General features: G+C 55.6%; 12 protein-coding genes. 8 read left to right on the top strand and 4 right to left on the bottom strand.

All coding sequences use genetic code 11. The features are described 5' to 3' along the window. Nucleotides 1–71: 71 nt before the first annotated feature. The 3 genes from IDH45_RS25260 to IDH45_RS25250 all read right to left on the bottom strand — a co-directional run bounded on the left by IDH45_RS25260 (nt 72) and on the right by IDH45_RS25250 (nt 2,798). Nucleotides 72–599 carry a YhcH/YjgK/YiaL family protein gene (locus IDH45_RS25260; RefSeq protein WP_190930920.1) on the bottom strand — a complete coding sequence of 176 codons (528 nt, stop codon included), beginning with the start codon at nt 597–599 and terminating at the stop codon, nt 72–74. A 38-nt stretch (nt 600–637) separates the two neighbouring features. Beyond that, entirely contained in the window at nt 638–2,311 is a 1,674-nt protein-coding gene (locus IDH45_RS25255) for an ABC1 kinase family protein (RefSeq protein WP_190930919.1), read from the bottom strand. Nucleotides 2,312–2,504: 193 nt separating this feature from the next. After that, nucleotides 2,505–2,798, bottom strand: coding sequence for a phasin family protein (locus tag IDH45_RS25250; RefSeq protein ID WP_190930918.1), 294 nt, complete (start codon nt 2,796–2,798; stop codon nt 2,505–2,507). Nucleotides 2,799–2,982: 184 nt separating this feature from the next. Here IDH45_RS25250 and IDH45_RS25245 point away from each other — a divergent pair, with 184 nt between their 5' ends. The 6 genes from IDH45_RS25245 (at nt 2,983) to IDH45_RS25220 (ending at nt 9,535) form a co-directional block, all read left to right on the top strand. Continuing rightward, a complete protein-coding gene (locus IDH45_RS25245) occupies nt 2,983–3,207 on the top strand; it encodes a hypothetical protein (RefSeq protein ID WP_190930917.1) in 225 nt (74 codons plus the stop codon). 1,466 nt (nt 3,208–4,673) lie between these two features. Next, nucleotides 4,674–5,780 (top strand): Gfo/Idh/MocA family oxidoreductase, encoded by a 1,107-nt coding sequence (locus tag IDH45_RS25240; RefSeq protein WP_190930916.1) that lies wholly within the window; start codon nt 4,674–4,676, stop codon nt 5,778–5,780. After that, a complete protein-coding gene (locus IDH45_RS25235) occupies nt 5,768–6,607 on the top strand; it encodes an HpcH/HpaI aldolase family protein (RefSeq protein WP_223836948.1) in 840 nt (279 codons plus the stop codon). Before IDH45_RS25240 ends, IDH45_RS25235 begins: the two co-directional genes overlap by 13 nt. Then, a complete protein-coding gene (locus IDH45_RS25230; RefSeq protein WP_190930915.1) occupies nt 6,604–7,386 on the top strand; it encodes an SDR family oxidoreductase in 783 nt (260 codons plus the stop codon). The genes IDH45_RS25235 and IDH45_RS25230 overlap by 4 nt, the downstream gene beginning before the upstream one ends. Before the next feature lie 102 nt (nt 7,387–7,488). Next, on the top strand, nt 7,489–8,424 hold the full coding sequence (locus IDH45_RS25225) for an aldo/keto reductase (protein ID WP_190930914.1): 936 nt from the start codon (nt 7,489–7,491) through the stop codon (nt 8,422–8,424). Nucleotides 8,425–8,740: 316 nt separating this feature from the next. Continuing rightward, nucleotides 8,741–9,535 carry an IclR family transcriptional regulator gene (locus IDH45_RS25220; RefSeq protein WP_190930913.1) on the top strand — a complete coding sequence of 265 codons (795 nt, stop codon included), beginning with the start codon at nt 8,741–8,743 and terminating at the stop codon, nt 9,533–9,535. 158 nt (nt 9,536–9,693) lie between these two features. On the opposite strand, the gene mnmA is transcribed toward IDH45_RS25220, so the two are convergent. Then, a complete protein-coding gene (mnmA, locus tag IDH45_RS25215) occupies nt 9,694–10,791 on the bottom strand; it encodes a tRNA 2-thiouridine(34) synthase MnmA (protein WP_190930912.1) in 1,098 nt (365 codons plus the stop codon). A 560-nt stretch (nt 10,792–11,351) separates the two neighbouring features. On the opposite strand from mnmA, the gene cymR reads away from it, so the two are divergent. Both cymR and IDH45_RS25205 read left to right on the top strand, forming a co-directional pair. After that, nucleotides 11,352–11,771, top strand: a complete 420-nt coding sequence (gene cymR, locus IDH45_RS25210) for a cysteine metabolism transcriptional regulator CymR (RefSeq protein ID WP_190930911.1) — start codon at nt 11,352–11,354, stop codon at nt 11,769–11,771. A 14-nt stretch (nt 11,772–11,785) separates the two neighbouring features. Further along, on the top strand, nt 11,786–12,937 hold the full coding sequence (locus tag IDH45_RS25205) for a cysteine desulfurase family protein (protein ID WP_190930910.1): 1,152 nt from the start codon (nt 11,786–11,788) through the stop codon (nt 12,935–12,937). The last annotated feature ends 188 nt before the right edge of the window (nt 12,938–13,125 follow it).

The raw sequence follows: 13,125 nt of genomic DNA, 5'->3' as shown, positions 1-13,125 counted from the left end.
GAGCGTCCGCGTTGGGGTCGGGACAGCCGGGCTTGAGAGAACCCGGCTGCTCACGGCTGCGGAGACGGAGATTAGTCCATCGCCACTTTGATGACGACTTTCCGGACCTTGCTCGGTTCATCGACCGCTACACAAGGGCTATGGACGTCATGCGGCGCAAAAAATGCGAAGTAGCCGGCATCCAGCTTGAAGTAATTGCCGTTCGCGGAATACAGCGCATAATCGGAATCTTCCTTGTAAGCGGTCGTTTCTTCCGCCGTCTCGATTGGGGCATGTCCGAGCAGTTCCTCGCCCTCGACTACGATCTGGATATCCGCGTATTTGCGGTGCGCTTCCCAGATGCTGTCTTCCTTCCGTTTCGTCTCGTACTCCTGTACGATGGCGAACAAGTGCGGGCCGTCGATCTCATATTTGCCGAGCTCCAGCGTGTGCAGATCGTTGGCGTTCAGAAAGTCGATCGCTTGCTGGAACCGGGGGCTGATCGCTTTGTACGAGCCGAGCCGGGCAACTGAATCTAGTATCATGGCAATCTCTCCTTTTACAATCATGCGGCTGATCTGTCCGTACCTGATGAACGGCTTCGTGTTGTCGAAGTTCATTGTAGTTGGAACCGCCCGAGTTGTAAAGTTGTTTTCGGCTAAAACCGGCCGGAACGGAAGATTGCGATGAACAACCAGCCGAACATGATCAGAGCAAACCCGAAGCCAATCTCGATAACCGGAATTTTCCACAGCACCGTGTCCGGGTTGCCCATCGACAAAGCGATCATCAGACCGACCATGATGATGCAGAACGACAGCAGGACGATGCTGAACGAGATCCGGTTGACGATCCGGTCCATCTTCTTCATCATCCATTCCAGGTCGGGGGCGGTAACCTCAAGCCCGATCTTGCCCTTGCGCGCAAGCGTCATCAGGTCGCGCAGCCTCATCGGCAGCTCGTTCAGCATGTCCACATAATCGGGAATGTGGCGCAGCCAGGCGGAGGCTGCACGGCGGGGATCGAACCGCTCCAGCAGGAGGCGGCGTCCGAACGGCTCGGCGACATCGAAGATGCTGAACGACGGGTCGAGCGCGGTGACGACGCCCTCCATCGTCAGAAACGTTTTGCCGAGCAGCGTCAAATCCGCCGGGATGCGGATATTGTGCCGGAGCGCCAGGGCGAACAAGTCGTTGACGGCTTCGCCCATGCTGACCTCCTTCAGCGGCACTTTGTAATATTTGTCGCGCATCTCGTCGACATCGGCCCGCAGCTCTTGCAGATCGGTCTCGTCCGGCACGAGTCCCATCCGGAAAATCGCCCGAATGACGCCGCTTGTGCTCTGATTGCGCAGGGCGATGACAAACGAGGCGAAATGGTGCTTCATCTCCGGGGACAGCTTGCCGACCATGCCGAAGTCGAGGAGCGCCAGCTTGCCGTCCGGCAGCGCCAATACGTTACCCGGGTGTGGATCGCCGTGGAAGAAGCCGTCGATCAGTACTTGATGCAGAATCGCCGTCGCATACCGCTCCGCAAGCAGTTTCCGGTCGCAGCCCGCTTCCAGCAGACGCTGCTGGTCGGACAGCTTGATGCCGTCGACGAATTCCATCGTCAGCACTTTTTTGGAGGAAAGTTTGCGGTACACGCCGGGAATCCGGATATAACGCAGCTTGCTGCATATCGCCGCACATTTCTCCGTATTGCGCGCCTCGGCTTCGTAATCGAGCTCCTTCAGCAAAGCTTTGGCCATCTCCTCCACCATATCCGCGAGCCGGTAGGAACGGGCCCACTCCATCCGGTGCTCCGCCAGCTTGGCAAGCTCCATCAGGATGTCGAGGTCGGTCTCGATGGCCGTCCGGATATTGGGGCGCTGCACTTTGACTGCTACGGCGGCGCCGTCCGGCAGTAAGGCCCGGTATACTTGACCGATCGAAGCGGCGGCCATAGGGGTTTCCTCGAATTCTGCAAAAAGCCGGGAGAGCGAGGCTCCGAGCTCTTCCTCGATAATATGGGCCGCCTGCTCGAACGGAAACGGAGCGACCCGGTCCTGCAGCCGTTCCAGCTCGACGATCAGCTCGGGAGGTATCAGGTCGGGACGGGTGCTGGCGATCTGCCCCAGCTTCACGAAGGTCGGCCCGAGCTCTTCGAGAAACAGCCGGATTCGCTCCGAGAGCGTTTTGCCGGGCGACGGCTCCTGAGTCTTCCGGCGGAGATACGGCAGCGTTTCCGGCAGCCCCAGCTCTTTGGCCACATAACCGAAGCCGTTGCGAACGAACGCCCTGGCGATTTCCTGGTACCGGTGCAGATGCCTAAGCTTTTTCCCTACGTCCATGCGTTCCCTCCTTCCGATAAACTAAAACGAGCCGTAGGGCGCACAGGAGCAGCCCGCTCCGTCCGGGCTCGTCCGACCGCGGAATTGGCCTTGACCGAGCAGCCCGCGCTGCTCAGGCTCGTCCGGCCGCAGAATTGCCCGATGCTGCTGTGTGGATTAATATCCATCACTTTACGGATAAGCCCGCCCGGTCTTAAGACAGCTTAAGCTCCAGCGCGTCAAGCCTGCGCTCCAGCCGTTCCAGCTCCTCTTTGGTGGCATATCGGTCTTCTCCGAGCATCGATTGGACGCGGTCACGAATCATCGAGTCGGCTTTATCCCGCGCTTCCTCGCCTTTCTTCACCAATTCCTCGACGAATTCCTTCGATTCGGCCCGGCTCAGCTCGCCTTTTTTGACCCATTCTTCGGCCAGCTTTTCGATCTGCTCCTTGCTTGCGGCTGCGAGGCCGAACCCCAGGGAAACGGCTTTGTTCAGCATCTCTCTCATAGCGATCTTTCTCCTTTGGTTGTAATGTCGATAGATGCGGATAGTATGCCCCCGATCGCTGTAAACTATTTCCTTGTCCTGAGGGCGAAGGAACGGTTAGAAAAAATGTAAATTAATCATACAAAAATAACCAGTAATATCGTATAATTGACACATCCCCTATAGAATGAAGGGAGGCTTTACGATGACGCCTTTGGCGGCCAAAATTTTATTGGGCATGACGCTCGTCGCTTTATACTTCATATGGAAAATCGTGTTCAGAGATACGTTAAAGGGCGAAGCGGGCGCTTCGATGATTTTATTCGTCTGTCTCGCTCCGACGGCAGCGATGATCGGCATCGTCCTGCTGCTCTTCTTGGGCAGAATGCTGTATTATTTGATTTCCACTTCTTCCTTGTTCCACTTGTGACGCCTTGCAGCCATACCGCTGCCGTATGCGGACGCGGATAACTAACAATGATAAATCCCGCCAAGGGCTCGGACGGTCGTTCCGTGCCTGGACGGGATTCTTTTTTTTGCCGAAAGGAGAAGGAAGGGAGGGAAGCTGCTTCCTTCGGGTAAACAAATTCTCCGGAAGGTGGGGAGCAAGCTTGTAAGCTTCGAAGCAGCAGGTCCGATGACTAACGAATCGGATCGTGCTTATGGCTGAAAAACAACGTTATTCCAGACGTAACGAATCCGAGGATCGTTATCGAACCGGAAGTGGAAAAAACGATCCGATTTGCAGGGAATAACCATACAAGAGTTCGTTACAGCTTCAAACGTCCGCATTCGGCACTGATAACGAGTGCTGGGTTCGTTAGCGACCCACCGCATGCAGACAACACGACTGAGGCCGAGCGGCTGGGGCGAAGGTACCCATTCCCTTCCAACGTACAAACGTATGGGTTTTACACGTCAAAGGACCGTCCGGACGCTTTTCCGGACGGCTTTTCTTAATGGAGACAGGTTCCGCAAGGCCGTTCATCGTGGCGGGGCAGCTCGGTCTTGCTTGCCTGCTTATGGGCAAGAGGGGAACCGGATAAGAGCGGAGCGGATAGCAGTGGATAGCAGTGGATAGCAGTGGATAGTAGCGGAAATGCGTGGAAATGAGTGGTAAGAGGCGGATAAGAAGCAGGTAAGAGCGGTTTGCAGCTTTTATTTTGTTCGAAAATCCGCTTGGCCCCGTAATAAGAGAGGTTTGGAGCTACTAATATCGGTGAAAGGGTGCAGTCCCGACCCGTTGGCTGAAATAAGGGGTGCAAACCACCCCTATTCGTCCCAATCGTCCCCATTTGCCGAAAATAGAGGGAGGGTGCGAAAGACTTTTATTTTGTCATAGAGCCCGTACGCATTACGTTTTCGGCGAAACGAATGTGACCTGCGGGACCCTAGAGAGCAGCCCATCCCTACTGCATTGCCCGACCGCTATTGGATTAGCGAACGGCCTGAATTCGGCCAAGAGGCCGACTCGCCCGGTTCCAACCGCCGAATACAAGGTAGCGGCCGTGCGGTTGGGCCGAGCAGAGTAAGCGGCTCTCTCCGGCTGCCATTGCTTGGATCTGCCATCTTCCTGGCTTCTTTGCTTCGTTATTGAATTTCCCTCGAAATAGATGCAACGATGTCTCTAATTGTGCTACGATGCATCTAAGTCTTCAAGCTAACTTCTTTTTATAAAAATGAAAACATGAAATATCGCGACATTGCTGCAAAAACGGAAAAGACAGCGTTATCCGGCGAATGTGTCCGATGGATGAGGAGCCGTCAGGAAATGAGGCGTAAATGAAGATTTACAGCCCTTCCAAAGTCGGATATAATGATATTGTGGTTAATAATGGATACATAGTCTCATAATAAGAGACGTTAAAGACTGTTCATCCAGGAGAGGAAACGGATATGACAGAAGCGGATAGGACTGAAACCGATAGGACTTCAGGGGAAACGATCGATAGAACTTCAAGAGAAACGATCAATAAGACGACAAAGGATAAGATCGATAAGAACGCCAGCCGGCCGCTCGTCCGGCAAGCGCCCATACGGCTTGCCATGTTAGGGATGGTCGACGGCAACGGACACCCGTATTCGTGGAGCGCGATCTTTAACGGGTACGATCCGGAGGAGATGAAGCGGTGTCCATTTCCGGGAATCCCCGCTTATCTGGATAAAAAGTCGAAGCATTCGCTTCGGATCGGGGGAGCGCAAGTGACGCATATCTGGACGGACGACCCGGAGGATGCGGTACGCGTCGCGAAAGCGTCGCTTATTCCGAACGTGGCAAGCCGGCCGGAAGACGTCATCGGCAAGGTGGATGCGGTTATCGTCGCTACGGACAAAGGGCATGAGCATGTCGAGCGGTGCCGTCCGTTCGTCGAAGCGGGAATTCCCGTCTTCGTCGATAAGCCGCTTGTGGACAACGAGCACGACTTGCGTACATTCGCAAGCTGGATCGGGCAAGGGAAGCCGATCTTGTCCTCCAGCAGTATGCGCTACAGCAAGGAATTCGCACCGTACCGGAAATCGACGCACAATCTGGGCAAAGTCCGGTTCGCGACCATCACGACTCCGAAATCGTGGGAACGGTACGGCATTCACGCCTTGGAGGCGATCTATCCGATCTTCGGCCCGGGCTTCGTCTCAGTGCGCAATACCGGTACGGCGGAGCGGAATGTCGTGCATATCAAGCACGTCAGCGGAGCCGATATCGTCGTAGCGGCACACGCCGACATGTACGGATCGTTCGGGCTGCTACAGCTGTGCGGTACGGCGGAGCATGCGTTTGTCCCGTTTCAGGATACGTTTTATTCGTTCAAGGCGCAGTTGCAAAGCTTTATCGATTACTTACGGACGGGAATACGTCCGTTTCCGTTCTCGGAAACCGCCGAACTGATGAAGATGATTATAGCCGGCATTCGAAGCCGCGAGCAGGACGGACGCGAAATCGCGTTGTCGGAAATCGGTCCTGACTTACACGATTTACAGGAGGGTAAACGATGCCGGAAATGACCTTTTCGATGCGCCCTAGCCGGGTGCTGCAAAAGCTGAGGGCAGGAGAAGTCGTATATGCGACGAAGCTTAATCTGGGGGATGCCCGGGCGGCGGAAATTGCGGCGATGAGCGGCTTCGACTGCATCTGGACCGACATGGAGCATGTGCCGAACGACTGGTCGGTGATCGAGAAGCAAATTCTCGCAGCGAAGGCGCACGGCGTCGATACGCTCGTGCGGGTAGCCCGCGGCGGCTACAGCGATTACATCCGTCCGCTGGAGATGGATGCGGCCGGGATTATGGTGCCGCACATTATGAGCGCAGCCGATGCGAGAGAGGTGATCCGCAGCACGAAGTTCCATCCGCTCGGGCTGCGACCAGTCGACGGTGGCAATGCCGACGGAGGCTACTGCGCCCTTGGGCTTGCCGATTATTTGAAGCAGGCGAACGAGCAGCGGTTTAACCTTTTGCAGATTGAAGATGTGGAGCCTCTGGGAGAGCTTGAAGAAATTATCGCCCTGCCGGGGCTGGACATCATCTTCTTCGGACCCGGCGACTTCAGCCAATCGATCGGGGCGCCCGGCCAGATGAACCATCCGCTGCTGCTGGAGACGCGCAAGCGGATCGCCGAGCTCGCTGTGAAGCACGGCAAAATTGCCGGGACGGTCGGCTCTACGGGCAACTCCGCCGAGCTGATAGCTATGGGGTACCGTTTCATCAGCATCGGCGCGGATGTAGTCGCCCTGATGCAATATTACAAGTCGATCATGGGAGAGCTTCGCAACCAGAAGGTGGACAACGTCGCAAGCGTGTACGCCGGATTGTCGAAGGAGGCAACCACATGAGCGTTCTGCAATCGTTTTCGCTGGAAGGGAAAGTGGCGCTGGTTACCGGCGGGGCCGGACTGTACGGCCGGCAAATCGCGCTGGCGCTCGCTCAGGCGGGAGCGGCTACGAGCATGACCTCGCGCGACCGCGAACGGCTGCCGGAGCTGAAGGAAAGCTTCGCGGAGGATGGCGTGAGCATCTCCGCCTACTGTCTCGACCAGGAGCAGGAGAAGTCGATCCTGGAGCTGAGAGACAAACTGCTCGCAGACCACGGGCGGATCGATATTCTCGTAAACAATGCGGTAGCCCGTACGATGGGGCACTGGAACGATCCGCTGGAGACGTTCGACCAAAGCATGCGGATTAATGCGACGGGGCTGTTCGCCATTACCCGTGCCTTCGGGGACCGGATGGCCGAACAGGGCTCGGGTTCGATTATTAATATCGGCTCGATTCAGGGGATGGTCGGCGCAGACGCTTCGCTTTATAAAGATATGGGCTTCCACGGCTTCGTACCGGACTACTTTTTCCACAAAGGCGGGATGGTTAACTTCACTCGCTTTGCGGCCAGCTATTATGGTCCGAGCAATGTCCGCTGCAACTGCATCAGCCCGGGCGGGCTCGCTTCGCACCGTACGCCGGACGCGTTTATCGAGCGGTACAGCGAGCGGACGATGCTGGGCCGGATGGCGGGGAAGACCGACTTGATGGGCAGCGTCGTTTTTCTCGCTTCGGATGCATCTGCCTATATAACGGGCGCCAACCTGCCGGTAGACGGAGGATATACGGCGAAATAACGCCGGATTGGAAGAGGAAGAGAGAAGCGTTTGGCGGCTGTTAGACGCAGTCAGACACGGAGAGAAGCCGCAGCCCGCTGGCGAACAAAAAGGAGAATCACGATGGGGGAAACAAAACGCGCGACCGGCCAACCGAAGCTGACTCTCGGCACGGTGCAGCTCGGCCTGCCGTATGGTATTCATAACCGCGAAGGAATGCCTTCGGAGGAGCGCAGCTTCGGGATTTTGCGGGAAGCCTGGGAGGGCGGCGTCGTCTGCTACGATACGGCAGCTGCTTATGGGCAGTCGGAAGACGTGCTGGGTCGTTTTTTTGAAGGAAAACGTCCTACGATCGTCACGAAAATCCATCTGAATCCCGAGCCCGGAGCAAGCGGCGAACAAATTGGACGGGAGATGCGAAGCTGTATCGAACAATCGCTTTCCCGCCTGCGGATGAATTCGATCCCGGTCGTGATGCTGCACAATACCCGGATCATGGAGCACTTCGGCGATCAAGTGACGGCCGCTTTCCAGACGATGCTGAGCGAAGGGCTAATCGGCCGGGCGGGCATATCCGTCGCTACCAATACGGAGGAAGAGTACCGTTATTTGTCGGTGTATCTGGACCATCCCGCTTATGAAGCGATCCAGCTGCCGATGAGCGTTCTGGACCACCGTCCGGTTGTGAACGGCTGCTTGGGAAGACTTGCCGGAGCGGGGAAGACGGTTTATGTGCGCAGCGTGTTTTTGCAAGGACTTCTTTATATGAAGGAAGACGAAGTGCCGGATCATCTGCACGAAGCCAAGAGCCTGGTCCGGTTGCTGCAGGACCTTTCCGAAAATTACAGCGTATCGATTGCGCAAATGGCCGTCTCCTACATCCGTGACTTGGAGGGAGTGGACAGTCTCGTCATCGGAGCCGAGACGGCAGAGCAGGTCAAAGCGAATCTCGAGCTGATCGAAGGTCCGGCGCTGCCCGGCCGTTTGCGGGAGGAGATCGCGGAGCGGTTCCGCAGCGTTCCGGAATACGTGGTCACTCCACCCGTATGGAGGAAGTAGGCCGGAAGGCTGATGAGCGCGTACGGCAAGGTTCGGGTAACCATACGAAAGAAGACGGATTGTTCCAGCGTGCAAGCAGCAGCGGGGCAGTCCGTTTTTTAGGTCAATTGCCGCAACACGAAGTAACGTCCGTCTCTTTCCAGGAAGACTACCCTTTGCGGGCGGTTTTTTGATATAATATAATGTAACGCAATAAGAGACGGTACGAACGGCATTTGAAGCGGTACAGAAATGAGCTTTGGTACAAGCTGTAGCGTATCAAAAGTGATCTGTATCATGAAACGATGCCGGTACGAGACTAAGGAGACTATGCGATATGGACACGGAACCGAAAAAACCGCAAAAAGACGCCCCTTACTTTATGATCCAGTCCGTTGACCGGACGCTGATGATTTTGCAATGCTTCATCGAGGACCGCCGCCCGCTCGGCGTCAGCGAGATCGCCCGCAAGCTGGAGCTGAACAAAAGCGTGGTGCACCGGCTGATGCTGACGCTGCTGACGCACGGTTATTTGCAGCAGCTCAAAAATACCGATAAATATATGATCGGGCCGAAGGCGTTCGAGCTGGGATCGGTATTTACGAATTCGACGAATCTGGTCGACGAAGGGAAGAAAGTGCTGATCGAGCTGGTGGACCGGATCGGGTCTACCGCTCATTTGGCCATTCTCGAGAAAGACTCTGTGCTGTATCTGGTTAATGTAGAGCCGGATCATATGAAATATTTGTTTGGAGCGATCGGGCAGCGCAGACCCGTCTATAATACGGCGCTAGGCAAATGCTTGACGGCGTGGCTGCCTGAGCAGCAGCTGGACAAGGTGATGGAAGGGTGCAAGTTCGAGAAGCTGACGGATCATACGATTACGTCCATGGACGCATTCCGCAAAGAGCTGGAGCGGGTACGTCAAGTAGGCTTCGCGGTCGACAACGAGGAATCGAGCTACGGAATCCGCTGCTTCGCCGCGCCGATCCGCAATAAAGACGGCGATGTGATCGCCGCCATCAGCACGAGCGGGTATGGTGTCGCAGAGGAGAAAATTAACGAGCTCGGCATTACGGTTAAAAGTCTGGCTTCCCAGCTGTCCCGGCGTATCGGATATTTCGATAACTAGGACAGGCCGACCCTTGGATGCGGGTACGAGCGAACAGAGGTGTTGGAGATTGCCAGCACGTCGAATTCAGACTCCGGATCGGCTCTGACGCAGCGGCCCGTCCGCCAACAACAAACAAGCGACTCCGCCTTAGCAGGCCGGGTCGCTTGTCTAGTTTCCTATATTCCGTACGTCCGATCGATGACAGCTCCGCCCAAGCACACATCCCCATCGTAGAAAACGACGGCTTGTCCCGGCGTAACCGCCTTCTGCGGTTTGTCGAACTCGACCTCGCAGCGGCCTTCGCCCAGGAAGCGGACCGTCACGCCCTGATCGGGCTGACGGTACCGGAACTTCGCGGTGCAGGCGAGCGGAGCGTCCGGGAGGACCGGATGAATCCAGTTCAGGTCGGTCGCGGTGAGCCCCTTCGTGTACAGATGCGGGTCGGTCTCGCCCTGCACGACGTACAGTGCGTTGCTCTCGAGGTCTTTGCCCGCTACGAACCAGGGCTCGCCCGTGCCCGATCCGCCGATGCCGAGTCCTTGCCGCTGCCCGAGCGTGTAATACATCAGACCGTCGTGGCGGCCTTTCACCTCGTCGTCGTACGTGCGGATCTCCCCCGGCTTCGCCGGCAAGTATTGGCTCAGAAACTCCTTGAAGTTCCGTTCCCCGATGAAGCATACGCCGGTGCTGTCCTTTTTCTTGGCGGTGGCGAGCCCGGCCTCAAGCGCGATTTCCCGCACTTTCGGCTTCGGCAGATGCCCGATCGGGAACATCGCCTTGGCGAGCTGCTCCTGATTCAGCGCGTTCAGAAAGTACGTCTGATCCTTATTCGCATCGACGCCCCGGAGCAGCCGGTACGCTCCGTCCTTGCGCTCCACCCTCGCGTAATGCCCGGTGGCCAAATAGTCGGCGCCGAGCGAGATCGCTTTTTGCAGAAATTCGCCGAACTTGATTTCCCGGTTGCACATGACGTCGGGATTGGGCGTCCGGCCTTTGCGGTACTCATCGAGGAAATATTGGAACACTTTCTCCGAATACTGCTTCTCGAAGTTGACCGTATAAAACGGAATATCGATCTGGGCGCATACACGACGCACGTCCTCGGCGTCTTCTTCTGCGGTGCAGTGGCCGAACTCGTCGGTGTCGTCCCAGTTTTTCATAAAGATTCCGATCACGTCATAGCCTTGCTGCTTCAGCAGCAGCGCCGTAACGGACGAATCGACTCCGCCGGACATGCCGACGACGACTCTAGTATTCGCATGATTCGTAGCCATGTTGCCCCTACCTCTTTCTATAAGCAAATAGGCACACTGCGATCGAGGAACCGCAGTCACCCGGTTGTTCTCCTATATTACCATACAAAAGTGTTTAATTCGAAGAGGGATGACGGTTTGCCTTAGATGAGCGTTTCGTTTACCGACAAATTCGATCGAAATTAAAAACTTTTCATGAAGATGTCAAGGTTTTCGATACCATAACCGTTCTTTATATGTTAACATATAAATGATATTCGTAACAAAATGCAAGTTTTTTCCAAAGATTTGGTCAGTAGAAGCATTAATCCGCTTCCTGAACCGGCGGCGCAGCGCCGCATTTCCCCGGTCGTTCTTCCTGGAGTGACGACGATTCTCGTTTTTCCTCTTTTTCTTTAGATGAACACGTAAATCCAGTCCAATTATTGGCTATGCTATAATTCGGAAGCAATTTCCTTCTTGCAGCTGTTATTTACATAGTTGCTGGGCTAAGCACGTTTCCTTACGAAAGGCACGGAAAGACGTATCATCCGGATTGCCGAATAAGCAGGGGACTAACAACCGACGAATGAGGTGTCACCTTGAAAATATCGACAAAAGGCCGATACGGGCTCACCATCATGATGGAACTGGCCACCAGATTCGGCGAGGGACCTACATCTTTGAAAAGTATAGCGGAGAAGCATCAGCTGTCCGAGCATTACCTGGAGCAACTGATCGCGCCGCTTCGCAACGCCGGATTGGTGAAAAGCATCCGGGGCGCATACGGAGGGTACAATTTGTCGCGGATGCCGGATGAAATAACGGCGGGCGATATCATTCGCGTGTTGGAGGGGCCGATCAGCCCCGTCGATTTTACGGATGAGGACGATCCGGCTAAGCGGGATTTGTGGATTCGGATCAAAAACAGCATCGCCGAAGTGCTGGATTCGACCACGCTTGCCAGCTTGATTACGTTCCAGGACGAAGGCAAAAACGAAAATTACATGTTTTATATTTGATCGGGTGACCGTCGATGAGTCCGATTTATCTCGATCATGCAGCTACAACTCCGGTTCGGCCGGAAGTGCTGGAAGCGATGCTTCCTTATTATAAGGAAACGTTCGGCAACCCTTCCAGCCTTCATTCCTTCGGCCGGGAGAGCCGGATCGCCATAAGCCGTTCCCGCGATTCGATCGCAAGGCAGCTCGTCTGCTCGCCTGCCGAGCTGTTATTTACAGGCGGCGGCACCGAAAGCGACAATACGGCGCTGTTCGGGGCGGCCGAGCAGTACGGGACGAACCGCAAACATATTATCACTTCACAGGTTGAGCATCAAGCTGTCCTGCACGCCTGCGAACAGCTTGAGCGTAAAGGTTACGAGGTAACGTATATACCGGTCGACGAATCCGGACAGATCCGTCTGGAGGAGCTAATTGCGGCGATCAGGCCCGATACGTTTCTGATCAGCATCATGTATGGCAATAACGAAGTCGGAACGCTTCAGCCAATTCGCGAGATCGGGATGACCGCCCGCGAGCGGGGGATCGTATTCCATGTCGATGCGGTGCAGGCGCTAGGGCTGATGCCGCTGGACCTGTCCGATCTGCCGGTCGATCTGATGAGTTTCACCGCCCACAAAATTTATGGCCCCAAAGGGGTAGGCGCGCTGTACGTGTCCAAGCGGACGACGATCGCCCCTCTGCTGGTAGGCGGCTCTCAGGAGCGCAAACGGCGGGCGGGCACGGAAAACGTAGCCGGCATCGCCGGCTTTGCCAAAGCGGTGGAGATTGCGGTGCGGGAGCAGGAGAGCAACTTCCAACACGTCAGCCGCTTGCGGGCGCAAATGATCGAAATTTTGCGTTCGGAGCTCGGGAACGACGGCTTTATTGTAAACGGCCACGCTACTGAACGATTGCCCCACATTCTTAATGTAAGCTTCCCCGGTGCCGATACCGAAACGATGCTGATGAGCCTGGATCTGGAAGGGATCGCGGCAGCTAGCGGTTCGGCCTGCACGTCAGGCTCCCTGGAGCTTTCGCACGTCCTTCGCGCGATGCGCCTTCCGGAAGAAGTCAAACGTTCCGCAATCCGGTTTAGCTTCGGATTCTCGCAAAATATTGAACAAATCCGCGCCGCAGCGATAAAAGTTGCAACTATTTCGCGGCGAATTCGTAATAGTTTGTAAGGCAACTGATCCCCGTATAGTATGCTAGGAGGTGGGAAGGCGGCGATTGACTGTGCCGCTCCGATACAATGACCGACATCAGGAATAGACGTTCTCGACTGCAGCTTAGAATACGGGTAGCCTAGGACAACCTGCACTTTATGGAATGAAATTCCGAAGGTGCGTGCATGATATAGGTATGCTTTTAA

The sequence above is a fragment of the Paenibacillus oceani genome (assembly GCF_014705615.1).
GTDB classification, from domain to species: Bacteria; Bacillota; Bacilli; order Paenibacillales; family NBRC-103111; genus Paenibacillus_AB; species Paenibacillus_AB oceani.
Note: the sequence above shows the minus strand (reverse complement) of the source record. Positions and strands in the feature narration are given on the sequence as shown.

Excerpts from the sequence above, each read along its gene's own strand:
- IDH45_RS25235 (WP_223836948.1), top strand. The coding sequence starts at position 5,768 with ATGCCGGAAATGACCTTTTCGATGCGCCCTAGCCGGGTGCTGCAAAAG.
- IDH45_RS25240 (WP_190930916.1), top strand. The coding sequence starts at position 4,674 with ATGACAGAAGCGGATAGGACTGAAACCGATAGGACTTCAGGGGAAACG.
- IDH45_RS25245 (WP_190930917.1), top strand. The coding sequence starts at position 2,983 with ATGACGCCTTTGGCGGCCAAAATTTTATTGGGCATGACGCTCGTCGCT.
- IDH45_RS25205 (WP_190930910.1), top strand. The coding sequence starts at position 11,786 with ATGAGTCCGATTTATCTCGATCATGCAGCTACAACTCCGGTTCGGCCG.
- IDH45_RS25220 (WP_190930913.1), top strand. The coding sequence starts at position 8,741 with ATGGACACGGAACCGAAAAAACCGCAAAAAGACGCCCCTTACTTTATG.
- mnmA (WP_190930912.1), bottom strand. The coding sequence starts at position 10,791 with ATGGCTACGAATCATGCGAATACTAGAGTCGTCGTCGGCATGTCCGGC.
- IDH45_RS25230 (WP_190930915.1), top strand. The coding sequence starts at position 6,604 with ATGAGCGTTCTGCAATCGTTTTCGCTGGAAGGGAAAGTGGCGCTGGTT.
- IDH45_RS25260 (WP_190930920.1), bottom strand. The coding sequence starts at position 599 with ATGAACTTCGACAACACGAAGCCGTTCATCAGGTACGGACAGATCAGC.
- IDH45_RS25255 (WP_190930919.1), bottom strand. The coding sequence starts at position 2,311 with ATGGACGTAGGGAAAAAGCTTAGGCATCTGCACCGGTACCAGGAAATC.
- IDH45_RS25225 (WP_190930914.1), top strand. The coding sequence starts at position 7,489 with ATGGGGGAAACAAAACGCGCGACCGGCCAACCGAAGCTGACTCTCGGC.
- IDH45_RS25250 (WP_190930918.1), bottom strand. The coding sequence starts at position 2,798 with ATGAGAGAGATGCTGAACAAAGCCGTTTCCCTGGGGTTCGGCCTCGCA.